Annotated in this window: 23 protein-coding genes; 19 read left to right on the top strand and 4 right to left on the bottom strand. The window is 42.9% G+C overall.

Translation table 11 applies throughout. From position 1 onward, the window contains the following. Positions 1–7: 7 nt before the first annotated feature. Positions 8–388 carry a MarR family winged helix-turn-helix transcriptional regulator gene (locus tag PCY17_RS02360; protein ID WP_301391135.1) on the bottom strand — a complete coding sequence of 127 codons (381 nt, stop codon included), beginning with the start codon at positions 386–388 and terminating at the stop codon, positions 8–10. Between the two features lie 196 nt (positions 389–584). On the opposite strand from PCY17_RS02360, the gene PCY17_RS02355 reads away from it, so the two are divergent. Both PCY17_RS02355 and PCY17_RS02350 read left to right on the top strand, forming a co-directional pair. Continuing rightward, a complete protein-coding gene (locus PCY17_RS02355; RefSeq protein ID WP_000781325.1) occupies positions 585–959 on the top strand; it encodes a CidA/LrgA family protein in 375 nt (124 codons plus the stop codon). Next, positions 956–1,651, top strand: a complete 696-nt coding sequence (locus PCY17_RS02350) for an LrgB family protein (RefSeq protein ID WP_001288935.1) — start codon at positions 956–958, stop codon at positions 1,649–1,651. Before PCY17_RS02355 ends, PCY17_RS02350 begins: the two co-directional genes overlap by 4 nt. 31 nt (positions 1,652–1,682) lie before the next feature. Here PCY17_RS02350 and PCY17_RS02345 read toward each other — a convergent pair whose 3' ends face one another. Genes PCY17_RS02345 through PCY17_RS02335 form a run of 3 tightly spaced genes read right to left on the bottom strand, consistent with a single transcriptional unit; the run spans position 1,683 to position 3,492 of the window. After that, complete coding sequence (locus PCY17_RS02345; protein ID WP_065371348.1) at positions 1,683–2,411, bottom strand: hypothetical protein; 729 nt, start codon at positions 2,409–2,411, stop codon at positions 1,683–1,685. A gap of 15 nt (positions 2,412–2,426) precedes the next feature. Next, positions 2,427–3,122 (bottom strand): ABC transporter ATP-binding protein, encoded by a 696-nt coding sequence (locus PCY17_RS02340; RefSeq protein ID WP_065371347.1) that lies wholly within the window; start codon positions 3,120–3,122, stop codon positions 2,427–2,429. A gap of 4 nt (positions 3,123–3,126) precedes the next feature. Beyond that, a complete protein-coding gene (locus PCY17_RS02335; RefSeq protein ID WP_084944973.1) occupies positions 3,127–3,492 on the bottom strand; it encodes a GntR family transcriptional regulator in 366 nt (121 codons plus the stop codon). A 140-nt stretch (positions 3,493–3,632) separates the two neighbouring features. On the opposite strand from PCY17_RS02335, the gene nrdR reads away from it, so the two are divergent. From nrdR to PCY17_RS02250, 17 genes are all read left to right on the top strand, one after another. Continuing rightward, positions 3,633–4,106 (top strand): transcriptional regulator NrdR, encoded by a 474-nt coding sequence (nrdR, locus tag PCY17_RS02330; protein ID WP_001203678.1) that lies wholly within the window; start codon positions 3,633–3,635, stop codon positions 4,104–4,106. After that, complete coding sequence (locus PCY17_RS02325) at positions 4,107–5,270, top strand: DnaD domain protein (RefSeq protein ID WP_301391134.1); 1,164 nt, start codon at positions 4,107–4,109, stop codon at positions 5,268–5,270. After that, on the top strand, positions 5,271–6,167 hold the full coding sequence (gene dnaI, locus PCY17_RS02320; protein ID WP_000446492.1) for a primosomal protein DnaI: 897 nt from the start codon (positions 5,271–5,273) through the stop codon (positions 6,165–6,167). It abuts the gene before it with no gap. Continuing rightward, the gene (locus PCY17_RS02315; protein ID WP_227232071.1) at positions 6,164–6,877 is read left to right on the top strand and encodes an NADPH-dependent oxidoreductase; all 714 of its coding nucleotides are present in this window, start codon (positions 6,164–6,166) and stop codon (positions 6,875–6,877) included. Before dnaI ends, PCY17_RS02315 begins: the two co-directional genes overlap by 4 nt. A 13-nt stretch (positions 6,878–6,890) precedes the next feature. Then, positions 6,891–8,201, top strand: a complete 1,311-nt coding sequence (der, locus tag PCY17_RS02310) for a ribosome biogenesis GTPase Der (RefSeq protein ID WP_001207684.1) — start codon at positions 6,891–6,893, stop codon at positions 8,199–8,201. A 227-nt stretch (positions 8,202–8,428) separates the two neighbouring features. Further along, entirely contained in the window at positions 8,429–9,295 is an 867-nt protein-coding gene (locus PCY17_RS02305) for a YgcG family protein (RefSeq protein ID WP_301391133.1), read from the top strand. Between the two features lie 160 nt (positions 9,296–9,455). Then, complete coding sequence (locus PCY17_RS02300; RefSeq protein WP_000812476.1) at positions 9,456–10,052, top strand: LemA family protein; 597 nt, start codon at positions 9,456–9,458, stop codon at positions 10,050–10,052. A gap of 132 nt (positions 10,053–10,184) precedes the next feature. Continuing rightward, positions 10,185–10,475: a hypothetical protein gene (locus PCY17_RS02295; RefSeq protein WP_000415958.1), complete on the top strand. Its 291-nt coding sequence runs from the start codon at positions 10,185–10,187 to the stop codon at positions 10,473–10,475. Between the two features lie 144 nt (positions 10,476–10,619). Continuing rightward, the gene (locus PCY17_RS02290) at positions 10,620–11,390 is read left to right on the top strand and encodes a DNA alkylation repair protein (RefSeq protein WP_301391132.1); all 771 of its coding nucleotides are present in this window, start codon (positions 10,620–10,622) and stop codon (positions 11,388–11,390) included. 115 nt (positions 11,391–11,505) lie between these two features. Continuing rightward, entirely contained in the window at positions 11,506–14,019 is a 2,514-nt protein-coding gene (gene secA, locus PCY17_RS02285; protein WP_001284115.1) for a preprotein translocase subunit SecA, read from the top strand. 79 nt (positions 14,020–14,098) lie between these two features. Beyond that, a complete protein-coding gene (locus tag PCY17_RS02280; RefSeq protein ID WP_084944136.1) occupies positions 14,099–15,130 on the top strand; it encodes a 3-deoxy-7-phosphoheptulonate synthase in 1,032 nt (343 codons plus the stop codon). A 1-nt stretch (position 15,131) separates the two neighbouring features. After that, a complete protein-coding gene (locus tag PCY17_RS02275) occupies positions 15,132–16,163 on the top strand; it encodes a 3-deoxy-7-phosphoheptulonate synthase (RefSeq protein ID WP_000864028.1) in 1,032 nt (343 codons plus the stop codon). Between the two features lie 44 nt (positions 16,164–16,207). Continuing rightward, positions 16,208–16,570 (top strand): holo-ACP synthase, encoded by a 363-nt coding sequence (gene acpS / locus PCY17_RS02270; RefSeq protein WP_025171527.1) that lies wholly within the window; start codon positions 16,208–16,210, stop codon positions 16,568–16,570. Further along, entirely contained in the window at positions 16,560–17,663 is a 1,104-nt protein-coding gene (gene alr / locus PCY17_RS02265) for an alanine racemase (RefSeq protein ID WP_084944137.1), read from the top strand. The genes acpS and alr overlap by 11 nt, the downstream gene beginning before the upstream one ends. Next, positions 17,654–19,696, top strand: a complete 2,043-nt coding sequence (recG, locus tag PCY17_RS02260; RefSeq protein ID WP_268721522.1) for an ATP-dependent DNA helicase RecG — start codon at positions 17,654–17,656, stop codon at positions 19,694–19,696. Before alr ends, recG begins: the two co-directional genes overlap by 10 nt. Before the next feature lie 317 nt (positions 19,697–20,013). Next, positions 20,014–20,994: an acetylxylan esterase gene (locus PCY17_RS02255; RefSeq protein ID WP_084944139.1), complete on the top strand. Its 981-nt coding sequence runs from the start codon at positions 20,014–20,016 to the stop codon at positions 20,992–20,994. 335 nt (positions 20,995–21,329) lie between these two features. Continuing rightward, entirely contained in the window at positions 21,330–24,722 is a 3,393-nt protein-coding gene (locus tag PCY17_RS02250; RefSeq protein WP_301391131.1) for an SIALI-17 repeat-containing surface protein, read from the top strand. Positions 24,723–24,807 lie beyond the last annotated feature (85 nt).

The following is a 24,807-nucleotide window of genomic DNA, read 5'->3' as shown; positions in this document are numbered from 1 at the left end:
AATCTGATTAAGGAATGAAATCAAGACTCGTTTCCAGTCTTTCTTCGACGGCTTTTTGCAGGTAAGCTAGGGTTGTTTGTCCCTCGTCAGTCAGACAGATAAAGCTAGCCCGTCTATCCTGATCGCAACATCGGCGACTAAGCAGACCACAGTTTTTTTCTTCCAGGCGGGCTACCATTCGCGAAACAGCGCTCGGGCTGAGATGGAGTTTATCTGGCAGGTCAATCTGTCGTAAAGATTTTTCATCGGCTAGATCCAAATAGTAGAGAAGGTAGAACTCTTTTAAGGTCAACCTTTGTTCACTCTGTTGGGCGATAGTTTCTTCCAACAAGGCTTCCATTTCTTTTTGACGGTGGTTGTAGTCAAACCACTTTTCCAAATAGGTCATTGCTTTCTCCTTTCTTTTAAAAGTAAAAATCACAAAGTCATTACTGACTGTTCTTGCAACACAAGATGATTGCGCATGCAATGATTATACTACTTTTATCTAATCCTTGCAAGCAAGAAGAATTCCAATATTTCCTTGAAATTTTCTGAAAAAAGAGTAAACTGGTATGCAAGAAGTCTATTTCGTGGAGTTTAGGATGAAATTATATGTTCAATTAATGATTCTCTTTGTGATTTCATTGATCGGTGAGGGAATCTCTAGTTTCTTTCATCTGCCCATCCCAGGCAGTATTATCGGGTTGATTATTCTCTTTCTAGCCCTACAGTTCAAGTGGCTAAGAACCAGGCATGTCAATATGGTCGGGAATTTCTTGCTGGCCAATATGACCATTCTCTTTTTACCGCCAGCAGTGGGAATCATGGAAAAGTTTGATGTGATTGCCCCTTACCTATTGCCTATCGTTTTGATTGTCTTTTTTGCCGCGGTCATCAACATTATCCTCATTGCCCTAGTGGTTCAGTTTATCAAGAGACGATTTGAGGGAGATTATGAGAAAGGAGATGCCAAATGAGCGAATTTGTATCCAATCCTTTGTTTGGGATTGCTCTGTCTATCCTAGCTTATCTAGTGGGAATGCTGATTTACAGACGTTTTCCCCATCCATTGACAACGCCCCTGCTTTTGTCGGCTATTTTTATCATTATTTTCCTTAAGGCGACGGGGATTTCTTATCAAGATTATTACCAAGGTGGGGTTTATCTGAACAACTTGATAGTCCCATCGACAGTGGCTCTAGGGATTCCGCTTTATAAGAGCTTTCACTTGATGAAGCACCATGCGCGGAGTATTCTCTTTGGTAGTCTGCTAGCAGTAGTTGTCAACACTAGCTTCACTGCCATAGTGGCGAAAATCTTTGGCATGGATTTTTTCCTAGCCATTTCTCTCTTTCCCAAGTCAGTGACAACTGCCATGGCAGTGGGAATCACAGAAAAATTGCAAGGTTTGACGACTGTGACCTTGGTCGTCGTAGTAGCGACTGGGATCTTGACCAGTGTGATCGGACCAACCCTTTTGAAGTGGTTGAAGATTGACGATCCAGTGGCTGTCGGACTCTCCCTTGGAGGGACAGGTCATGCTGTCGGAACGGGTACGGCCTTTCGATATGGTTCTGTAGCAGGAGCCATGGGTGGCTTGGCTATCGGTGTCACCGGTATTCTCTACGTATTTGTTAGTCCAATAGTAGCCAGTTTGATATTGAGTTAAAGAAAAACCCAGCTTTCTAGCTGGGCATTTTTTATTGCAAATTAACCTTGTTTTTCAAGATATAGTAGGTTCCGAGATAGTAGATAGCTGATAAAAAGAGATCGCGCAAGATTTCTGTACTAATCATCATGTTAAGGTCATTGTCAACTCTTAAGAAGAAAGTGATATAACCAATAACGATTGAAATAACGATATAGGCTAGAATCCCCATAGCTGTTCGATACTCGTTAAAGAGTTGTCCGATAGAGATGGAGAGGTAAATGGATAAAATCCATGCGATTGAACCGACAAATAGTGATAGGGCATACAGCCAGCCGTAGCTGAGGTAAGGGGAGATGAAGTTATAGAGGGCAGTGAAGTCTTTTTCTATTGGTGTTAAGAAGATGATGATCAATATACTCAAGATAAAGACAATATAGCTTAAGATGGACCAGACAAGACCGCCTAAAAGTTTTGCGGTGATGATTTGGTGCTCAGAGACAGGCAAGGTCAAGGTCAAGTACCCTTGGCGGTCATAAACACTGCCTTTAAATCTTCGGATGATTAAAAAGATTGTTGCAATCCAAAGAGTGACGCTGAGTCCTCCAAAGACTAGTACTAAAAAGAAGATGAAATAAGCAGCATTGTTAGGATTGTAACTCTGGCTAAGACTGTTAATAAAAGCTCCAATCAAAACTGAAATTGCAAGTACCGCACCGTAGAGTGCCAGATACCATTTATTGACATTTTTAAATTCATAACGAACTAGATTCCAAAACATAATAATCTCCTTTGCTTAGGCTTTAAATTCCTGGCGGAAGAGCTGGTCAATTGATTCACCTGACTCGTAACGAATATCATCAACATTTCCTTGGCGGACGACTTTTCCGTCTTTGAGGAAGATGATCTCATCCAAGATTGGTTCAATATCTGAAATCAAGTGGGTTGAAATCAGTACCGTAGAGGTTGGGGAATAGTTGTTGATGATGGTATTGAGGATATAATCACGGGCAGCTGGATCCACGCCTCCGATTGGTTCGTCCAGAACGTAGAGGCGGGCTTCACGACTCATAACCAGGATGAGTTGGACCTTTTCCTTGTTTCCTTTTGATAGTTTCTTGAGGCGACTGTTTTCATCAATACCGAGATCGGCTAAAAGGTGTTGGGCTCTTTCGAAATTGAAATCCTGATAGAAGGTTTTAAAATAGGTTAGAGCATCCTTAACCTTCATCTCTTCATTGAGGTAGGTTGTGTCTGGCAGGTAGGAGACGATCGCCTTGGTAGCAGGACTTGGATCCTGTCCGTTAATGAGGACACGTCCTTTATTTGGTTGAAGGAGGCCATTGATCAGTTTGATTAGGGTTGTTTTTCCGGATCCGTTTGGTCCAAGGAGCCCGACAATCTTTCCGGCTGAGATCTCTAGTGAGATATTGTCAAGTGCCGCGGTTGCTCCATATGATTTTGTTACATTTTCAAGTGCTAGTAGTGTCATAGTTTTAAACTCCTTTAATATAGTCGCTTAATACATTTGGCAGTTCTTCTTTTTTGTAGCCAAATTGAAGCATGCAAGAGACGAATTGTTGCAGTTTCTCCTCGGAAAGTTGTTTGCGGGACTGAACGATGAGGTCCAAATCCTCGGTGACAAATCGACCAGTTGTCCGCTTGCTGTATACAAATCCTTCACGCTCGAGGTCAGACAAGGCGCGCTGAATGGTATTGGGATTAACCCCAGCCTCACTCGCCAAATCTCTCACGGTTGGGAGCTGTTGATTGGGTTCCAGTTCATGGGAAACAATCTGTAATTTGATTTTTTCCATAATCTGTAAATAAATCGGTTTTGTATTATCAAATGACCAGGACATCATAGTCTCCTTTCTTTGTCTTTGTTGTTCTAATAAAATAATACAATAAAACAAAAAACTTGTCAAGTAAAAATAAGAATTGTTTTGGGAATCGCTCAAAAAATGGTATAATGAAAAGAAAACGACAAGGAGGGAAATGCATGCGTTGTCCAAAATGTGGGGCTACCAAGTCTAGTGTTGTTGATAGTCGACAAGCCGAAGAAGGAAATACCATCCGTCGAAGACGTGAGTGCGACGAGTGTCAGCATCGTTTTACAACCTATGAACGAGTAGAAGAAAGAACGCTGGTTGTTGTCAAAAAAGACGGTACACGTGAGCAGTTTTCGAGAGATAAAATCTTTAATGGGATTATCCGCTCAGCCCAGAAGCGTCCTGTGTCAAGTGATGAAATCAACATGGTGGTCAATCGCATCGAGCAAAAACTCCGTAGTCGCAGTGAGAATGAGATCCAAAGTGAATATATTGGTTCTTTAGTCATGGAAGAATTAGCGGAGCTGGATGAGATTACCTATGTTCGTTTTGCCAGTGTTTACCGTAGCTTTAAGGATGTGAGTGAGTTGGAGAGCCTTCTCCAGCAGATCACCCAGTCCTCTAAAAAGAAAAAGGAAAAGTAAATGAAGCCAAATGACCGTTTTTCTTTTCTAAAGAATAATCGGGTGTCGCAAGATACCTCTTCTTTGGTGCAGTGCTACCTCCCGATTATCGGTCAGGAGGCACTGAGCCTCTATCTATATGCCATTACCTTTTGGGATGGAGGGCAAAAGGAGCACCTCTTTTCCCATATCCTCAACCACTTAAACTTTGGCATGCCGACCTTGCTCCAATCCCTTAAAATCTTATCTGCTTTGGATTTGTTGACCCTTTATCAAAAGGGAGAAACCTATGAATTGCAGCTTCAGTCTCCCCTCTCCAGTCAAGAATTTCTAAGCCATTCTGTCTATAGTAGATTATTAGAGAAAAAGATTGGGGATACTGCGCTTGCTTCCCTGAAGCAGGCTCCAAGTGAGGGAGAAGCACTCTCTGTTTCTTTGAGCCAAGTATTTCCAAACCTGACTGAAGAAGTGACACCAAGCGAGTCTAAAAGCAAGTTAAAAAATGATTTTGACTTGGAACATTTCCAGCGGCTGATGGCTCGAGATGGCTTGCGTTTTGAAGACGAGCAGGCGGATGTTTTGGAATTATTCGCCATCGCAGATGAAAAAAAATGGACCTGGTTTGAAACCTATCAATTAGCCAAGGCGACAGCGGTGGCTCAGGTTATTTCAGTCAAACGCATGCGTGAAAAAATTGCGCAAAAGCAGGTTTCTTCTGACTTTAGCCCCAAAGAAATGACCATTATCAGGGAAGCCAAAAATAAAACTCCCCTAGAATTTTTAGCCGAAATCAAGCAAACGCGCAAGGGGAACATCACCCAAAGTGAAAGAGAACTCCTTCACCAGATGGCGTCTTTAGGCTTGTTGGACGAAGTCATCAATATCGTCTTGCTTTTAACCTTTAACAAGGTTGATTCGGCTAATGTCAATGAAAAATATGCCATGAAAGTCGCAAACGACTATGCCTATCGCAAGATTCGGACAGCAGAGGAAGCCGTGCTTCGGATTCGAGAGCGTCAGCAAAAAGGCCAGGAAGACCAGAAATTGAAAACTAGCTCGACTAAGACAAATGTTCCTAAGTGGAGCAATCCAGAATACAAGAATCAAACCAGTGAGGAAACTCGTCTGGAACTAGAACGCAAAAAACAAGAAATGTTAGCCCGATTAGAAGAAGGAGGAGACTAGATGGAAAGTGTTGGTGATGTAATCAAACGTCAGACAAGTCGTTTTCAGTATCAGGACTTGGTCCAGCAGATTATGAAGGACCCCGATGTAGCGGCTTTTATCCAGAAAGAATCCCTCAGCCAAGAGGAGTTAAATCGCAGCATTTCCAAGTTCAACCAATATATCACAGAACGGGACAAGTTTCTTCGTGGGGATGCTGACTATATAGCGCGTGGCTACAAGCCTATCTTGGTCATGAATCATGGTTATGCAGATGTATCTTATGAAGAAACACCAGAACTAATCGCGGCTGAAAAAGAGGCGGCAATCAAGAATCGTCTCAAGTTGATCAATCTACCAGCAAGCCTCAAGAAAGCGAAATTGGCTCAGATTGACCTAGATGATCTAGGCCGTTTGCCGATTTTTGAGAGACTCTATGCCTTTGTTGATCTTTACCCAAGCATCCGAAAGGGCCTCTATCTTTACGGAGATTTTGGTGTTGGTAAGAGTTTCATGATGGCGGCCTTAGCTCACGACCTATCTGAAAAACGTGGTGCTTCAACAACCATTCTCCACTATCCAAGTTTTGTCATTGATGTGAAAAATGCCATCGGTGAAGGATCAGTGAAGACCTTGGTAGATGAGATCAAGTTAGCTGAAGTCTTGGTCTTGGATGATATTGGTGCAGAACAGTCGACTCCTTGGGTGCGTGATGAGATTCTCCAAGTTATTCTCCAGTACCGCATGCAGGAAGATTTGCCGACCTTCTTTACTTCCAACTTTAATTTTCAAGATTTGGAAAAACATTTTGCCAAAGGAAAGAATGGAAATGACGAGACTTGGGAAGCTAGACGGGTCATGGAACGAATCCGTTATTTGGCAGAGGAGACAAGACTAGAAGGAGAAAATCGCCGATGACAGAAACCATTAAACTGATGAAAGCTCATACTTCAGTTCGTCGCTTTAAGGAGCAAGAGATTTCTCAAGAACACTTAAATGAAATCTTGACGGCTGCTCAAATGGCGTCATCTTGGAAAAACTTCCAATCCTACTCTGTGATTCTTGTACGCAACCAAGAGAAGAAAGATGCCTTATATGAATTGGTTCCTCAGGAAGCCATTCGCCAGTCAGCTGCTTTCCTGCTTTTTGTTGGTGATTTGAACCGAGCTGAAAAGGGAGCAAGCCTTCATACAGACACTTTCCAACCTCAAGGGGTAGAAGGTCTCCTTATCACGTCTGTGGACGCTGCGCTTGCGGGGCAAAATACCTTGCTTGCAGCAGAGAGTCTGGGATATGGTGGTGTTATCATCGGTTTGGTTCGTTACAAGTCAGAAGAAGTGGCAGCGCTTTTTAACCTACCTGACTATACCTACCCTGTTTTTGGGATTGCCCTTGGCGTGCCAGATCAACAACACGAGGTCAAACCAAGACTGCCTTTGAACCAAGTGGTATTTGAAGAAGAATACCAAGAACAGCCAGTAGCGGCGATTTTGGACTATGACAAAGTACAGGCAGACTATGCTGGTGCGCGTGCGACGACCTCTTGGAGTCAACGTTTGGCAGAGCAGTTTGGTCAAGCCGAACCTCGTTCAACTCGGAAGAATCTAGAACAGAAAAAGTTATTGTAGAAAGTGAGAAAACATGGCCTTACCAACTATTGCCATTGTGGGACGTCCCAATGTTGGGAAATCAACCCTATTTAATCGGATCGCTGGTGAGCGGATCTCAATCGTAGAAGATGTCGAGGGCGTGACACGTGACCGTATCTATGCAACGGGTGAGTGGCTCAATCGTTCCTTTAGTATGATTGATACGGGAGGGATTGACGATGTCGATGCTCCCTTTATGGAACAAATCAAGCACCAGGCAGAAATCGCTATGGAAGAAGCGGATGTCATCGTCTTTGTAGTTTCTGGGAAAGAAGGGATTACAGATGCGGACGAGTACGTAGCTCGTAAACTTTATAAAACCCATAAACCTGTTATCCTTGCCGTTAACAAGGTTGACAACCCAGAAATGCGAAATGATATTTTTGATTTCTATGCGCTAGGCTTGGGGGAACCACTGCCAATTTCGTCTGTCCACGGTATCGGTACGGGTGATGTGCTGGATGCTATTGTGGAAAATCTGCCTCATGAAGTCGAAGAAGAAAATCCAGACGTGATTAAATTTAGCTTGATTGGCCGTCCTAACGTTGGAAAGTCAAGTTTGATCAACGCCATTTTGGGAGAAGACCGCGTGATTGCTAGTCCAGTAGCTGGAACGACTCGCGATGCCATTGATACCCATTTTACAGATGCTGATGGACAAGAGTTTACCATGATTGATACAGCTGGTATGCGTAAGTCTGGTAAAGTCTATGAAAATACGGAGAAATATTCTGTTATGCGTGCCATGCGTGCCATTGACCGTTCTGACGTGGTCTTGATGGTCCTCAATGCCGAAGAAGGCATCCGTGAGTACGACAAGCGTATCGCAGGTTTTGCCCACGAAGCAGGTAAAGGGATGATCATCGTGGTCAATAAGTGGGATACTCTTGAGAAAGACAACCACACCATGAAAAAATGGGAAGAGGATATCCGTGAGCAGTTCCAATATCTGCCTTATGCACCGATTGTCTTTGTATCCGCTCTTACCAAGCAACGTCTCCATAAACTGCCTGAGATGATCAAGCAAATCAGTGAAAGCCAAAACACCCGTATCCCATCAGCTGTCTTGAACGATGTCATTATGGATGCCATTGCCATCAATCCAACACCGACAGACAAAGGGAAACGCCTCAAGATTTTCTACGCAACCCAAGTGGCAACCAAGCCACCAACCTTTGTCATCTTTGTCAATGAAGAAGAACTCATGCACTTCTCTTACTTGCGTTTCTTGGAAAATCAAATCCGCAAGGCCTTTGTTTTTGAGGGAACACCGATTCACTTGATTGCGAGAAAACGCAAGTAAACCTTGCTTGTTTTTCTACAAAAACAAACTAAAAGAAGACTTCATAGTCTTCTTTTTTCTATCTAAGAGGGGAGAAAAGAACCTATCAAATTGGAGGAGAATCTGTCATCAAAATTCAATCTTTTTCCTAGCTTTTGTAATCTATTTGTAATGAAAATGCACTTTCTTTGTAAAAATCAAAATGCTATAATTCCTTAAATCAATTTTCCTTTATCAGGGAGGTTATTATGAAAAGAAGCAGATTATTTAAACATAGTTTGTTGGTTCGCTTGCTTGGGTTGCTGATGGTCTTTCTCTTCTTGTCAGCATTCACAGCACCTGAAAAACCAGAGTACGGGATTTATGACCCGGATCATTATTTAACGGATGAGACTATAAGTCAGATTCGGGAATTGAATAATGTCAATAGTAAAAAATCAGAAAAATTCCAAGTGGGCGTTTACGTTGTGAAAAGCCTGGATGGAGAAACAATCGAGACTGTAGCCAATGAAACAGCTAGAGCTTGGAAGATTGGCTACTCGGGAGACAATCACGGTGTCTTGATTGTGGTCGCTGTTGAGGATAGAAAATCACGGATTGAAACCAGTAATAATGTGGCCAGTAAGATCACTGACTATCAGACCAATAGATTTTTGAAAACAGCACGACCTTACTTTCAAAAGGGAGACTACAGCAATGGAGTTCTTTCTATAGCAAACAATCTCAACTACATGTTTTATAGTGGATCGAGTACAACTGCTTCAAGTTCTAGAAGTAGTTACGACTATGCTACTAATTCTAGTCGTCTAAGAGAAATTGAAAAGTATACAGCTGAGAGTCGATCTTCAAAACGGAACCGAAAAAGCAGTTCGAGCGACGGAGTTATCGTATTTGGAGTTCTCATTTACTTCATCGTGATGATTATCGGATTTCTATTTGGTGGTCGTGGTTCACGTGGAGATGATTCTGGCGGTGGCTGGTGGGGCGGTGACTCATCAGACTCAGGTTCCTCATGGTCTGATTCGGGCTCCTCATGGTCTGACTCAGGCTCCGACTCATCTGGTGGCTGGGACGGCGGTGGCTTTGATGGTGGCGGTTCGTCTGATGACTGGTGAGTGATCATATATTGCACAAACCGATTTTTCCATACAGTAAGGTGACTTCTTTGCAAGAGTTCACTCCTTAATTAAAGATAAAAACAAAGTTTGGGAAATTGATTTAAAATCTGAGTATTTTCTCAGAAAAGTTAATAAAAGAAAGTGTTAAGGTTTTGATATGAAACAAAATAAAGTAATTCTCTCAATAGTGGTGATTTTCTTTGGACTACTAGTTCTGGGAAGTTGTTCCGCAGTGACGACCTATAACGGTCTGGTTGGTGAACAGACTAAAGTGGAGCAGGCTCAGGCCGATGTCTCTACAGCCCTCCAACGTCGTTCGGACTTGATTGGTAACTTGGTGGAGTCCGTTAAAGGACAAATGAATCATGAAACCGAAGTCTTTACCAAGATTGCGGATGCTAGAGCTAAAATCGGTAGTAGCTCAGTGACATCGGAAGAAAACCAAAAGGCTCAGGGAGAGTTGAGCTCAGCTCTTTCCCGCTTGATTTCATTGACGGAGAATTATCCAGAACTCAAGAGCAATCAAAATGTTGAGCAACTAATGGTCGAACTTTCAGGCAGTGAAAATCGTATCTTTGTAGCACGCAAGGATTATAATAAAGTCGCAGCCGAGTACAATCAAAAGTTGAGAAGTTTTCCAACTGTGCTTTTTGCGAATATGATGAACTTTAAAGAAGCTGAAACCTTTAAAGAAACAGAAGAAGCCAAGACAGTTCCTAAGGTCGATTTTGGAACATCTTCATCAAGTCAATAAAGTGAATCAGCCTATGAATAAAGGAATTTCTCTAGTAGGACTAGTGATTTCAAACCCGAACCTGGAAAGCTTTTTCCAGGTTTTTTTGGTATAATAAAAGGGAAGAGACAGTGACTCAAATGGAGGTTTGCTATGGAGAAAACAAAAGCCTTTCTTGAAGCGCACTACAAGAGATATATCCTTACGATTTGCCTTCTCTGGTTCCTCATGTTTTTCCTTCCTTGGGATTGGCAAATAGGAGGAGTTTCAGTATATTATTTCGTTATGAAAAAACTCTTCGTGGTCTTTGGCGTTTTATCCATTCTATACTCCGTGCTGATTAAAAAAATCAGTCTTCTCATCTTTGGCATCATCTTTTGCTTGGCCTTCTGGATCAATCTCTTTTGGTATTTTGGGATACTGCCTGTATTCTTGGGAAATTAAACATTAAAAAATGAAGGACCAGACTAGCTTCTAGTCCTTTTTTCTTTCTTGTTAAAATAGTTGGAGATATAAAAATAATTTTGTTGATGGGCTATCTGTATGATATAATAAGTCCCGTAAAAAGAAGATTAAGGGATTAAAAAAATGGCTAAAAAAGTAAAGGATTATTATGACTTGGCTTATGCTAGTGATTTGAGTCGACGGTTGAAAGAAGCGTCCCCTGCATTTGATGAGCGAAAGTTTAGGCTCTTGTTAGAAAAAGACTTGGAAGAGTTGGAGTTTAGCCAGCGTCAAGAACTCTTGGCTAAAAGTATCAAAGATTGCCTTCCCCTATCTTATCAGAACTCTCTCAAGGTTTTTGAGAAAATTTTGGGTCCTGAGTTAGAGGGTGGTTTAGGTATGTTCTCAGAAGGATATTGGCTTTGGCCAATCGGAAAATATGTAGAGCTATTTGGGGACAAGGAATTTGAATTGAGCGCGGCCTTTAGTAAGGAACTCACCAAGCGATTTACTGGAGAATTTTCTATGAGACCTTTGCTGGCTCGCTATCCTAAGGCTACAATGACTTTGCTGTTAGAATGGAGTCAGGATGAAAACTTGCGCGTTCGTAGACTTGCTAGCGAGTGCATGCGTATCCGTCTGCCTTGGGCTAAGAGACAAACCGTCGTATTGGATTATTTTGAGGATTTCACCACTATTTTGACCAATCTAAAAGATGATAGAGATAAGTCTATTCAAAAAAGTGTAGCCAATAATTTAAATGATTTGTACAAGGAAGATCCTGATAAGTTTGAAAAGATACTTCAAACTTGGCAAAAGGAGGAACTAAGTCCAAGTTGTGCTTGGATCATCAAGCATGCATCTCGAACAAAAAACAAAAAAAGAGCTGCAGAAGATTTATGCAAAAAAAGCTGAATTTTGGCTGGCCTTTTCCGTTGTAAATTAAGGATTCTTTCTTGAAAAATAATGGTAAATATGCTAAAATTAAAAGAACATTCTAAAATATTCAGAATAAAAAGTAAGGAAAATCATGGCTAATATTTTAAAAACGATTATTGAAAATGATAAAGGAGAACTTCGTCGTCTGGAAAAGATGGCTGATAAGGTTCTTAACTATGAGAGCCAAATGGCTGCAATGTCAGACGAAGAACTAAAAGCGAAAACTGACGAATTTAAAGAACGATACAACAAGGGTGAATCACTTGATTCATTGCTATATGAGGCTTTTGCAGTAGTTCGTGAAGCTGCAAAACGTGTCCTTGGGCTTTTCCCTTATAAGGTTCAGGTCATGGGTGGGATTGTTCTTCACCATGGTGACGTTCCAGAGATGCGTACTGGTGAAGGGAAGACCTTGACAGCGACTATGCCAGTGTACCTCAATGCCCTTGCAGGTAAAGGGGTTCACGTAGTTACAGTCAACGAATACCTAACAGAACGTGACGCGACTGAAATGGGTGAATTGTACTCATGGCTTGGTCTGTCAGTAGGGATCAACTTGGCAGCTAAATCTCCAATGGAGAAAAAAGAGGCTTACCTTTGTGATATTACCTACTCAACCAACTCAGAGATTGGTTTCGACTACTTGCGTGATAACATGGTCGTTCGTGCAGAAAACATGGTGCAACGTCCACTCAATTATGCCTTGGTCGATGAGGTTGACTCAATTTTGATCGACGAAGCTCGTACACCATTGATCGTTTCAGGTGCCAACGCAGTTGAAACAAGCCAACTCTACCATATGGCGGACCACTTCGTGAAATCTTTGGACAAGGACGACTATATCATTGACGTTCAGTCTAAGACGATCGGTTTGTCAGACTCTGGTATTGACAAGGCTGAAAGCTACTTCAAACTAGAAAATCTCTACGACATTGAAAATGTAGCTCTTACTCACTTTATCGACAATGCCCTCCGTGCCAACTATATCATGATTCTCGATATCGACTATGTGGTTAGTGAAGAGCAGGAAATCTTGATCGTCGACCAATTTACAGGTCGTACCATGGAAGGTCGTCGTTACTCTGATGGTTTGCACCAAGCGATTGAAGCAAAAGAAGGTGTGCCAATCCAAGATGAGACTAAGACTTCAGCTTCTATTACCTACCAAAACCTCTTCCGTATGTATAAGAAATTGGCAGGGATGACAGGTACTGGTAAAACAGAAGAAGAAGAATTCCGCGAAATTTACAACATTCGTGTTATTCCAATCCCAACCAACCGTCCAATCCAACGTATCGACCACTCAGACCTTCTCTATGCAAGTCTTGATGCAAAATTTAAGGCTGTAGTTGAAGATGTAAAAGCTCGTTACCAAAAAGGTCAGCCGGTCTTGGTAGGTACAGTTGCCGTTGAAACGAGTGACTTTCTTTCTAAGAAATTGGTAGCAGCAGGTGTTCCTCACGAAGTCTTGAATGCGAAGAACCACTACAGAGAAGCGCAAATCATCATGAACGCTGGTCAACGTGGCGCGGTTACCATCGCAACCAACATGGCCGGTCGTGGTACCGACATTAAACTTGGTGAAGGGGTTCGTGAGCTTGGTGGACTTTGTGTTATCGGTACAGAGCGTCACGAAAGTCGCCGTATTGATAATCAGCTTCGTGGACGTTCAGGGCGTCAAGGAGACCCAGGTGAGTCACAATTCTACTTGTCTCTTGAAGATGATTTGATGAAACGTTTCGGTTCAGAACGTTTGAAAGGTGTCTTTGAACGACTCAACATGTCTGATGAAGCCATCGAATCTCGCATGTTAACGCGTCAAGTTGAAGCAGCTCAAAAACGTGTCGAAGGAAACAACTACGACACTCGTAAACAAGTCCTTCAATACGATGATGTTATGCGTGAACAACGTGAGATTATCTATGCGCAACGCTATGATGTCATTACTGCAGATCGTGACTTGGCACCAGAAATCCATGCTATGATTCGTCGTACCATTGGACGTATCGTGGATGCACATGCACGTTCTAAGGAAGATGAAAAATTAGAAGCAATCTTGAACTTTGCTAAGTATAACTTACTTCCAGAAGATTCAATTAGCCGTTCAGATCTTGCAGGTCTGTCAGACCAAGCTATCAAAGATGAACTTTTCCAACGTGCCTTGAAAGTCTATGACAGCCAAGTTGCTAAGCTTCGTGACGAAGATGCAGTGAAAGAATTCCAAAAAGTCTTGATTCTACGTGTTGTAGACAACAAGTGGACAGACCATATCGATGCTCTTGATCAGTTGCGAAATGCTGTTGGTCTTCGTGGATATGCCCAAAACAACCCTGTTGTAGAATATCAAGCAGAAGGTTTCCGCATGTTTAACGACATGATTGGATCGATTGAATTCGATGTGACCCGTTTGATGATGAAAGCACAAATCCATGAACAAGAACGTCCGCAAACTGAACACAATATCAGTACAACTGCGACTCGTAATATTGCAGCGCAGCAGGCAAGCCTTCCTGAAGATTTGGACTTGAGCCAAATCGGACGAAATGACCAATGCCCATGTGGATCAGGTAAGAAATTCAAGAACTGTCATGGTAAGAGACAATAATATGAGATAAGATACAGGCGGATACCTGGTAAAAATCATTTTTTGCTTGGTGTCCGTTTGCTTTATAAGGAGATGAATCATGGTATTTAAAGCTAAAAGTCCTAAAATTAACATTGAAGAAGTTCGCGCCTTGTCTAAATTAGAGGGAGCGGCTCTTGCGAGAAAAAATCAACGTGATCAGGAATTGGAAGCCATCATCCGTGGGGAAGACCAGCGTATTCTCTTGGTGATTGGACCATGTTCATCTGATAACGAAGAGGCGGTTCTCGAGTATGCCAAGCGTCTATCTGCTTTGCAAGAAGAGGTCAAAGAACGTATTTTTATGGTCATGCGTGTCTATACGGCTAAACCTCGTACCAATGGAGATGGCTATAAGGGCTTGATTCATCAACCAAATGCGACAGAAGCTCCTAGCTTGATCAATGGGATCAAGGCTGTTCGTCAGCTCCACTACCGCGTGATTACCGAGACGGGAATGACAACAGCGGATGAGATGCTTTATCCTGAAAATCTTCCGCTGGTGGATGATTTGATTTCTTATATGGCTGTTGGAGCTCGTTCTGTAGAGGATCAACAGCACCGTTTTGTAGCGAGTGGAGCAGATTTTTCAACAGGATTTAAAAATCCCACATCTGGAAATCTCAATGTTATGTTTAACGGGATTTACGCAGCGCAAAATAAACAGAGTTTCCTCTTCCTCGGTAAAGAGGTGGAAACAACAGGGAATCCATTGTCCCACGCCATTCTTCGCGGTGCCTTGAATGAATACGGGAAAAATATTCCTAACTACTACTATGACAATTTGATGGATACTATTGCCCAGTATGAAAAGATGGGCTTGGAAAATCCATTTATCATCATCGATACCAATCATGACAATTCAGGTAAGCAATATATGGATCAAATCCGTATCGTTCGTCAGACCTTGATCAACCGTGACTGGAATGAGAAGATCAAAAAATATGTTCGTGGTTTTATGATTGAGTCCTATCTAGAAGATGGACGTCAAAATGAACCAGAAGTTTTTGGTAAGTCCATTACAGATCCGTGTCTCGGATGGGACAACACAGAAGCACTTGTTCGCGAAATTTACCAAACGCTAGGAGAGTAAGATGGCATTTATCGAAAAAGGTCAAGAAATTGATATTGAAGCAATCAAGGCTGCGACCCAGTTGTCACCTGAAGCCTTGCGAAAGAAAGAAGCCCGCGATAGAGAGTTGGCAGCCATCATCTCGGGTGAGGACGACCGAATCCTTTTGGTGATGGGACCTTGCTCTTCAGACAATGAGGAAGCAGTGCTTGAATATGCTCGTCGCTTAGCAGACTTGCAGAAAAAAGTTGCAGATAAAATCTTTATCGTGATGCGTGTCTATACGGCTAAACCTCGTACTAATGGAGATGGCTATAAAGGCATGATTCATCAACCAAATACCAGCGAAGCGCCTAGTCTCATCAATGGTTTGCAGGCTGTTCGTCAGCTTCACTATCGTGTGATTACGGAGACGGGATTGACAACAGCTGATGAGATGCTTTATCCGTCAAATCTCGTTTTGGTTGATGACCTGGTCAGCTACCATGCTGTAGGGGCTCGTTCAGTGGAAGACCAAGAACACCGCTTTGTAGCGTCTGGTATTGATGCTCCGGTTGGGATGAAAAATCCAACATCTGGGAACCTTGGGGTCATGTTTAATGCCATCTATGCGGCTCAAAACAAGCAAACCTTCCTTTACCATGGCCAAGAAGTGGAAACTTCAGGAAATCCTTTGGCCCACGTTATCCTTCGTGGTGCCATGAACGAATATGGTAAAAATGAACCCAATTTCTACTATGAAACCCTCTTAAATGCCATCAATCGCTATGAGACTATGGGACTTGAAAATCCCTTCATTATCATCGATACCAATCATGACAATTCTGGCAAGCAATATATGGAACAAATTCGCATTGTTCGCCAAGCCTTGCTGAATCGTGACTGGAATGAAAAGATTAAAAAGACGGTTCGAGGCTTTATGATCGAATCTTACCTAGCGGATGGTCGTCAAAACCAACCAGAGGTCTTTGGTTGCTCCATAACTGACCCTTGTCTAGGTTGGGAAAATACAGTAGCCTTGGTAGAAGAAATTTATACCACCTTAACAAAATAAGTGAAAAGGATGGAGTTGGGGGAATCTCAGCTCCTTTTATGAGTATGATAGTTGGACACGGAATTGACATCGAAGAATTGGCTTCGATAGAAAACGCAGTTACACGACGTGAGGGCTTTGCTAAGCGCGTGCTGACCCCTAAAGAAATGGAGCGTTTTGCCAGTCTCAAAGGGCGCAGGCAGATCGAATACTTGGCAGGTCGTTGGTCGGCTAAGGAGGCCTTTTCCAAGGCTATGGGAACTGGTATTGGCAAACTGACCTTTCAGGATTTGGAAGTTTTGAACAATGAACGAGGCGCTCCCTATTTTAGTCAGGCACCATTTTCAGGAAAAATTTGGCTATCTATCAGCCATACAGATCAGTTTGTGACAGCCAGTGTCATTTTGGAGGAAAATCATGAAAGCTAGTCCACATAGACCAACCAAGGCTCTGATATATCTGGGAGCTATTCGACAAAATATTCAGCAAATGGGGGCTCATATCCCTGAAGGAACGCTCAAGTGGGCAGTGGTCAAGGCTAATGCCTATGGTCATGGGGCTGTTGCCGTTGCGATGGCGATTCAGGACGATGTTGATGGATTTTGTGTTTCCAATATTGATGAAGCTATTGAACTTCGTCTGGCTGGACTTAGCAAGAAAATCCTCATTTTAGGAGTTTCTGAGCTAGAAGCTGTTTCTCTTGCTAAAGAATACGACATCACCTTGACAGTGGCAGGATTGGAGTGGATTCAAGCGCTCTTAGCTAGGGGGACAGATTTATCTGGTTTAACAGTTCACCTCAAGATTGACTCAGGAATGGGACGGATTGGTTTCCGAGATTCCAGTGAGGCAGAGCAGGCTCAAGCCTTGCTCCAACAACACGGTGCTCGTGTTGAGGGGATTTTTACCCACTTTGCGACTGCAGATGAAGCATCAGATACTTACTTTAATATCCAGTTGGAACGATTTAAAACCATTCTGTCAAGCATGAAGGAAGTGCCAGAGCTAGTACATGCCAGCAATTCTGCCACGACTCTTTGGCATGCAGAGACTATTTTCAATGCCGTCCGTATGGGAGACGCCATGTATGGTCTCAATCCAAGTGGAGAGGTCTTGGACTTGCCTTATGACTTGGCTCCAGCCTTGAGTTTGGAGTCTGCCCTGGTTCATGTCAAGACAGTTCCATCTGGAGCTTGCATGGGCTATGGGGCGACCTATCAGGCGGATAGTGAGCAAGTCATTGCGACGGTGCCAATCGGTTATGCGGATGGTTGGACACGTGATATGCAGAATTTCTCTGTCTTGGTAGATGGAGAAGCTTGCCCAATCGTTGGACGGGTTTCTATGGACCAAATCACCATTCGTTTGCCTAAGGTTTACCCGCTAGGAACAAAAGTCACCTTAATTGGCTCCGATGGTGACCAGGAAATCACAGCAACTCAGGTAGCGACCTACCGTGGAACCATTAACTATGAGGTGGTTTGCCTCCTCAGCGACCGCATTCCGAGAGAATATCATTAAAAAGAAAGGAGTGGAGCATGAATCTACACCAACCCTTGCATGTCTTACCTGGTGTGGGACCAAAGTCAGCAGAGAAATACGCCAAACTAGGAATTGAAAACTTGCAAGACCTCTTGCTCTACTTTCCTTTCCGTTATGAAGATTTCAAAACCAAGCAGGTGCTGGAGCTGGAAGATGGCGAAAAGGCTGTTCTGTCTGGTCAAGTCGTGACTCCTGCCAGTGTTCAGTATTATGGTTTCAAGCGTAATCGCCTGCGTTTTAGCCTCAAGCAGGGAGAAGTCGTTTTTGCGGTGAATTTCTTTAACCAGCCCTATCTGGCTGATAAGATAGAGTTGGGAGCAACCCTTGCTGTCTTTGGAAAATGGGACCGCGCCAAAGCCAGTCTGACTGGGATGAAGGTCCTAGCTCAGGTGGAAGATGACCTCCAACCTGTCTATCGTCTGGCTCAAGGAATCAGTCAGGCAGGGCTGGTCAAGGTCATCAAGACAGCTTTTGATCAGGGATTGGATCTCTTGATAGAGGAAAATCTTCCCCAGTCTTTACTTGATAAATACAAACTCATGTCCCGTTGCCAGGCTGTCCGCGCTATGCATTTTCCAAAGGATTTGGCAGAATACAAGCAGGCCCTTCGCCGTATCAAGTTTGAGGAACTCTTTTATTTTCAAATGCAGTTGCAGACGCTCAAGTCTGAAAATAGAGTTCAGGGAAGCGGTCTGGTTCTGAATTGGTCTAAGGAAAAGGTGACAGCTGTTAAGGAAAATCTTCCTTTTGCTCTGACCTCAGCTCAGGAAAAGAGTTTGCAGGAAATTTTGACCGACATGAAGTCCGACCACCACATGAATCGTCTCCTGCAAGGGGATGTGGGGAGCGGAAAAACGGTGGTTGCTGGTTTGGCCATGTTTGCGGCGGTGACGGCTGGCTACCAGGCAGCTCTCATGGTGCCAACAGAAATCCTTGCGGAGCAACACTTTGAGAGTTTACAGAACCTTTTTCCAGACTTGAAACTGGCTCTCTTGACAGGTTCCTTAAAAGCTGCAGAGAAAAGAGAAGTTTTAGAGACCATTGCCAAGGGTGAGGCCGACCTTATTATCGGAACCCATGCTTTGATACAAGATGGGGTGGATTATGCTCGTCTTGGATTGATTATCATTGATGAGCAGCACCGTTTTGGTGTGGGCCAAAGGCGTATTTTACGGGAAAAAGGGGACAATCCTGACGTTCTCATGATGACGGCGACGCCCATTCCACGAACCTTGGCTATCACAGCCTTTGGCGATATGGATGTTTCTATTATTGACCAGATGCCAGTAGGGCGGAAGCCGATTGTGACGCGCTGGATCAAACATGAGCAGTTGCCTCAGGTCTTGACTTGGTTAGAGGGAGAAATTCAAAAAGGTTCTCAAGTCTATGTCATCTCTCCCTTGATTGAAGAATCTGAAGCTTTGGATTTGAAAAATGCCATTGCCTTATCTGAGGAGTTGACAGCTCATTTTGCAGGAAAGGCAGAGGTTGCTCTGCTACATGGTAAGATGAAGAGTGATGAAAAAGACCAAATCATGCAGGATTTCAAAGAGCGAAAAACAGATATTCTAGTATCTACAACTGTTATCGAGGTTGGGGTCAATGTCCCCAATGCGACCGTCATGATCATCATGGATGCCGATCGGTTCGGTCTCAGTCAGCTTCACCAGCTCAGAGGTCGTGTTGGTCGGGGGGACAAGCAGTCCTACGCTGTTCTTGTAGCTAATCCCAAGACTGACTCTGGGAAGGACCGCATGCGCATCATGACAGAAACGACTAATGGATTTGTCCTTGCGGAGGAAGATTTGAAAATGCGTGGTTCTGGTGAGATTTTTGGAACTAGACAGTCAGGACTTCCAGAGTTTCAAGTGGCGGATATTATCGAAGATTTTCCTATTTTAGAAGAAGCCAGAAAGGTTGCCAGCTACATTAGTTCTATGGAAGGTTGGAAAGAGGATCCAGAATGGCACATGATTGCTCTCAACCTAGAAAAGAGAGAACATCTGGATTAAGCCTTTTCTAAGAAATCTATAAGCTAGCTTTTAGGTTTGGGTCTTATACTAGAGTCATCAAAAAGAAACGAGGACTCTCATATGACGATTAAAGTGACCTACCAAAAGAAATTTCAGACTTTCAAACTAGAGAAAGGAGCTAGCACCTATTGATAACCAAAGAGCGGAAACGCTCTTTTTATTTTTAAAACTACTTTCAGGCGATAGGTTTGAGGAAAGAGAATCTAAAATCACTTTCTATTTAGCATTCTTTCTTGCATTGCCTTCCTAGATATGCTAGAGTTATGATAGCGATTACAAAACTAAAGGAGCATGCTATGAAAAATCCAGCTTTACTAGAAGAAATCAAGACTTATAAAGGAAGGGATGAGGTTCCAGAAGACTTTGATGCTTTCTGGGATGAAGAGGTCAAAAAAGTTTCATCTCTTCCAGCCTACCAGTTGGAGGAAAGAGATTTCCACATTCCCCAAGTCAAGTGCTATGAGCTAACCTTTGAAGGAACTAATGAAGGCAAGGTTTATGCACGTGTCATCCTTCCAAAGAGTGAGGAGAAAGTTCCGTTAATCTTCCATTTCCATGGTTATATGGGACGTGGTTGGGACTGGGCTGACATGCTGGCCTTTACCGTGGCTGGTTACGGTGTTGTCTCCATGGATGTGCGGGGTCAGTCGGGCTACTCGCAAGACGGCTTGCGCTCACCACTAGGAAATACGGTGAAGGGGCATATCATCCGTGGTGCTGTGGAAGGCCGGAATCATCTCTTTTATAAGGATGTTTATCTGGATATTTACCAGTTGGTTGAAATTGTTGCCAGTCTGCCTCAGGTGGATGAGAAGCGGCTTTCTAGCTATGGTGCCTCACAAGGAGGGGCTTTAGCTTTGGTTGCAGCAGCGCTCAATCCTCGGATTCAGAAAACAGTTGCCATCTATCCTTTCTTGTCAGACTTTAGGCGAGTACTTGAGATTGGCAATACCAGTGAAGCCTATGATGAACTCTTCCGTTATTTCAAGTTCCACGATCCCTTCCATGAAACAGAGGATGAAATCATGGCGACTCTTGCCTATATCGATGTGAAGAATCTTGCCCATCGTATCAAAGGAGAGGTCAAGATGATTACGGGCTTGGATGACGATGTTTGCTATCCTATTACCCAGTTTGCGATTTACAACCGCCTAACTTGCGACAAGGCCTATCGCATCATGCCAGAGTATGCTCACGAAGCCATGAATGTTTTTGTCAATGACCAAGTCTATAACTGGCTCTGTGGCAGTGAGATTCCTTTTAAGTACGTAAGATAATGAATGAGAGAGCCCAGGAGCTCTCTTTTTATGTCCAAAACCTGAAAGTACTTTTAGAAAATTTAAAATATTAAAATATTCTTAAAAGTAAAATCTATTCTGTGGGAACACAGATATAAATATAAGACTTTATTGTATAATAAAGGAAAAGTCACTTGTGAAAGGAGGAAAAAGGCTGCCGGGTGGTTAAAAACTCGGGCTCAGCAGAAAATGGGAGAGGATTGGGAGCTCTCATTAAGTTGGATACTTTCTTGTAAAACTTGTCTCTTGAGAGACAATAAAAATTTTCAAAGAAAAAGAAAGCGCTTTATTTTATGAAAAATGAAAGGACAAACATGAATTACAAATCTTTAGATCGGAAACAGCGATACGGAATTCGAAAATTTGCAGTTGGGGCGGCATCTGTAGTGATTGGTACAGTAGTATTTGGAGCAAATCCAGTCTTAGCTCAAGAGCAAGCCAATGCAGCAGGAGCCAATACAGAAACTGTCGAACCTGGTCAAGGTTTATCAGAATTGCCAAAAGAAGCGTCCTCGGGAGATCTTGCTCATTTGGATAAGGATTTGGCTGGTAAATTGGCAGCAGCACAAGACAACGGCGTTGAGGTGGACCAAGATCACTTGAAAAAAAATGAGAGTGCAGAATCAGAAACCCCATCCTCTACGGAAACCCCTGCAGAAGAAGCAAATAAGGAAGAGGAATCAGAGGATCAGGGTGCTATTCCTCGTGACTATTACTCAAGAGATTTAAAAAATGCTAATCCTGTCCTTGAAAAAGAAGATGTTGAAACCAATGCAGCAAATGGTCAGAGAGTTGATTTATCAAATGAACTAGACAAACTAAAGCAACTAAAAAATGCTACAGTTCACATGGAGTTCAAACCAGATGCATCAGCTCCACGCTTTTACAATCTCTTCTCTGTATCCAGTGACACCAAGGAAAATGAGTACTTTACTATGTCAGTCCTTGATAATACAGCTCTTATTGAAGGGCGTGGCGCTAACGGAGAACAGTTCTATGATAAGTATACAGATGCTCCTTTGAAAGTTCGCCCTGGACAATGGAATTCTGTGACCTTTACTGTCGAACAACCGACAACGGAGTTACCTCATGGTCGAGTTCGTCTCTATGTGAACGGTGTCTTATCTCGAACAAGTCTAAAATCTGGGAACTTCATCAAAGATATGCCAGATGTTAATCAAGCTCAACTTGGATCAACCAAACGGGGCAATAAAACAGTTTGGGCATCAAACCTACAAGTACGAAACTTAACCGTTTATGATCGTGCTTTAAGCCCAGATGAAGTTCAAACACGGAGCCAATTATTTGAAAGAGGTGAATTGGAACAGAAACTTCCTGAGGGAGCAAAAGTCACTGAGAAAGAAGACGTCTTTGAAGGTGGTAGGAACAATCAACCAAATAAAGATGGTATCAAGAGTTATCGTATCCCAGCTCTTCTCAAGACAGATAAAGGAACGCTGATTGCTGGAACGGATGAAAGACGTTTGCACCATTCTGACTGGGGAGATATTGGGATGGTTGTTCGTCGCAGCTCAGATAATGGAAAAACATGGGGAGACCGAATCGTAATCTCAAATCCTCGTGACAATGAGCATGCTAAACATGCAGATTGGCCATCTCCAGTTAATATTGATATGGACTTGGTGCAAGACCCTGAAACAAAGAGAATTTTTGCAATTTACGACATGTTCCTTGAAAGTAAGGCAGTGTTTTCTCTGCCAGGGCAAGCTCCGAAAGCTTATGAACAAGTGGGAGATAAAGTTTATCAAGTTTTATATAAGCAAGGAGAATCAGGTCGCTATACGATTCGAGAAAACGGAGAGGTTTTCGACCCTCAAAATAGAAAGACAGATTATCGTGTTGTCGTTGACCCTAAAAAACCAGCCTACAGCGATAAGGGAGATTTGTATAAAGGGAATGAGCTAATCGGAAATATTTATTTTGAATATAGCGAAAAGAATATTTTTAGAGTTTCCAATACCAACTACCTATGGATGTCCTACAGTGATGACGATGGGAAGACTTGGTCTGCACCAAAAGATATTACACATGGGATTCGGAAAGATTGGATGCACTTCCTAGGAACTGGACCTGGTACGGGGATTGCCTTGCGTACAGGACCTCATAAGGGAAGACTGGTGATTCCAGTTTATACAACAAACAACGTTTCCTATCTAAGTGGTTCTCAATCATCTCGTGTAATTTACTCAGATGATCATGGTGAAACATGGCAAGCAGGGGAAGCAGTTAATGATAACCGTCCAGTAGGCAACCAAACCATTCATTCTTCAACCATGAATAATCCAGGCGCCCAAAATACGGAGTCAACTGTTGTTCAGTTGAATAATGGAGATCTCAAGCTCTTTATGCGTGGGTTGACTGGCGATCTTCAGGTTGCGACCAGTCATGATGGAGGAGCAACGTGGGATAAGGAAATCAAACGTTATCCTCAAGTAAAAGACGTTTATGTTCAAATGTCCGCTATTCACACCATGCATGAAGGAAAGGAATACATTCTACTTAGCAATGCTGGTGGTCCTGGACGCAACAATGGTTTGGTTCACCTGGCTCGTGTTGAGGAGAATGGTGAGTTGACATGGCTGAAACACAATCCTATACAAAGTGGTAAGTTTGCTTACAACTCACTCCAAGAACTTGGAAATGGCGAATATGGTTTGCTTTATGAGCATGCGGATGGCAATCAAAACGATTATACTTTATCCTATAAGAAATTCAACTGGGATTTCTTAAGCAAAGACAGAATATCTCCTAAAGAAGCAAAAGTGAAATATGCTATCCAAAAATGGCCAGGTATTATTGCCATGGAGTTCGATTCGGAAGTATTGGTCAACAAGGCTCCGACCCTTCAATTGGCAAATGGCAAGACAGCAACCTTTATGACCCAGTACGATACAAAAACTCTCCTATTCACAATAGATCCAGAGGATATGGGTCAAAGGATTACAGGTTTGGCTGAGGGTGTAATTGAAAGCATGCACAATTTACCAGTTTCTTTAGCTGGCTCTAAACTAAGCGATGGTATTAATGGCAGTGAAGCTGCTATTAATGAGGTGCTGGAGTACACAGGTGGTGTCAATGCTGAGGAAGCCCCAGTGGCAGAGATGCCAGAGTACACCGGTCCATTATCAACAGTAGGCGAAGAAGCAGCACCAACGGTTGAAAAACCTGAATTCACAGGAGGTGTTAATGCTGAGGAAGCCCCAGTGGCAGAGATGCCAGAGTACACCGGTCCATTAGCAACAGTAGGCGAAGAAGCAGCGCCAACGGTTGAAAAGCCTGAATTTACAGGTGGGGTCAACGCTGTTGAGGCAGCGGTCCATGAGCTTCCAGAGTTTAAAGGTGGTGTCAATGCGGTTCTAGCAGCCTCAAACGAGCTTCCGGAATATAGAGGAGGTGCTAACTTTGTCTTGGCAGCTTCAAATGACCTGCCAGAGTACGTAGGTGGCGTCAATGGCGCTGAGGCGGCAGTCCATGAACTTCCAGAGTATAAGGGAGAAACCAAACCAGTCTTAGCGGCTACAAATGACAAACTATCTCTAGGAAAAGATGTTACCTATCAAGCTCCAGCAGTTAAACAAACGGGTCTACCAAATACTGGAAGCAAGGAAACAAGCTCACTGATTTCCTTTGGTCTTGCAGGTGTTCTTTTATCCTTGTTTGCATTTGGCAAGAAGAGAAAAGAATAATAAGCAAAAGTATTTAAATAAGTCTCATAAGAGATAGCAGGTTTTTCAGCCTGCTATCTTTCTTTATTACATTCAGGTTGATTCG

The organism is Streptococcus sp. SO2, assembly GCF_030440025.1.
The sequence above is the reverse complement of the archived record's forward strand: the minus strand, read 5'-3'. Positions and strand labels throughout refer to the sequence as shown.

Excerpts from the sequence above, each read along its gene's own strand:
- PCY17_RS02360 (WP_301391135.1), bottom strand. The coding sequence starts at position 388 with ATGACCTATTTGGAAAAGTGGTTTGACTACAACCACCGTCAAAAAGAA.
- PCY17_RS02355 (WP_000781325.1), top strand. The coding sequence starts at position 585 with ATGAAATTATATGTTCAATTAATGATTCTCTTTGTGATTTCATTGATC.
- PCY17_RS02350 (WP_001288935.1), top strand. The coding sequence starts at position 956 with ATGAGCGAATTTGTATCCAATCCTTTGTTTGGGATTGCTCTGTCTATC.
- PCY17_RS02345 (WP_065371348.1), bottom strand. The coding sequence starts at position 2,411 with ATGTTTTGGAATCTAGTTCGTTATGAATTTAAAAATGTCAATAAATGG.
- PCY17_RS02340 (WP_065371347.1), bottom strand. The coding sequence starts at position 3,122 with ATGACACTACTAGCACTTGAAAATGTAACAAAATCATATGGAGCAACC.
- PCY17_RS02335 (WP_084944973.1), bottom strand. The coding sequence starts at position 3,492 with ATGTCCTGGTCATTTGATAATACAAAACCGATTTATTTACAGATTATG.
- nrdR (WP_001203678.1), top strand. The coding sequence starts at position 3,633 with ATGCGTTGTCCAAAATGTGGGGCTACCAAGTCTAGTGTTGTTGATAGT.
- PCY17_RS02325 (WP_301391134.1), top strand. The coding sequence starts at position 4,107 with ATGAAGCCAAATGACCGTTTTTCTTTTCTAAAGAATAATCGGGTGTCG.
- dnaI (WP_000446492.1), top strand. The coding sequence starts at position 5,271 with ATGGAAAGTGTTGGTGATGTAATCAAACGTCAGACAAGTCGTTTTCAG.
- PCY17_RS02315 (WP_227232071.1), top strand. The coding sequence starts at position 6,164 with ATGACAGAAACCATTAAACTGATGAAAGCTCATACTTCAGTTCGTCGC.
- der (WP_001207684.1), top strand. The coding sequence starts at position 6,891 with ATGGCCTTACCAACTATTGCCATTGTGGGACGTCCCAATGTTGGGAAA.
- PCY17_RS02305 (WP_301391133.1), top strand. The coding sequence starts at position 8,429 with ATGAAAAGAAGCAGATTATTTAAACATAGTTTGTTGGTTCGCTTGCTT.
- PCY17_RS02300 (WP_000812476.1), top strand. The coding sequence starts at position 9,456 with ATGAAACAAAATAAAGTAATTCTCTCAATAGTGGTGATTTTCTTTGGA.
- PCY17_RS02295 (WP_000415958.1), top strand. The coding sequence starts at position 10,185 with ATGGAGAAAACAAAAGCCTTTCTTGAAGCGCACTACAAGAGATATATC.
- PCY17_RS02290 (WP_301391132.1), top strand. The coding sequence starts at position 10,620 with ATGGCTAAAAAAGTAAAGGATTATTATGACTTGGCTTATGCTAGTGAT.
- secA (WP_001284115.1), top strand. The coding sequence starts at position 11,506 with ATGGCTAATATTTTAAAAACGATTATTGAAAATGATAAAGGAGAACTT.
- PCY17_RS02280 (WP_084944136.1), top strand. The coding sequence starts at position 14,099 with ATGGTATTTAAAGCTAAAAGTCCTAAAATTAACATTGAAGAAGTTCGC.
- PCY17_RS02275 (WP_000864028.1), top strand. The coding sequence starts at position 15,132 with ATGGCATTTATCGAAAAAGGTCAAGAAATTGATATTGAAGCAATCAAG.
- acpS (WP_025171527.1), top strand. The coding sequence starts at position 16,208 with ATGATAGTTGGACACGGAATTGACATCGAAGAATTGGCTTCGATAGAA.
- alr (WP_084944137.1), top strand. The coding sequence starts at position 16,560 with ATGAAAGCTAGTCCACATAGACCAACCAAGGCTCTGATATATCTGGGA.
- PCY17_RS02255 (WP_084944139.1), top strand. The coding sequence starts at position 20,014 with ATGAAAAATCCAGCTTTACTAGAAGAAATCAAGACTTATAAAGGAAGG.
- PCY17_RS02250 (WP_301391131.1), top strand. The coding sequence starts at position 21,330 with ATGAATTACAAATCTTTAGATCGGAAACAGCGATACGGAATTCGAAAA.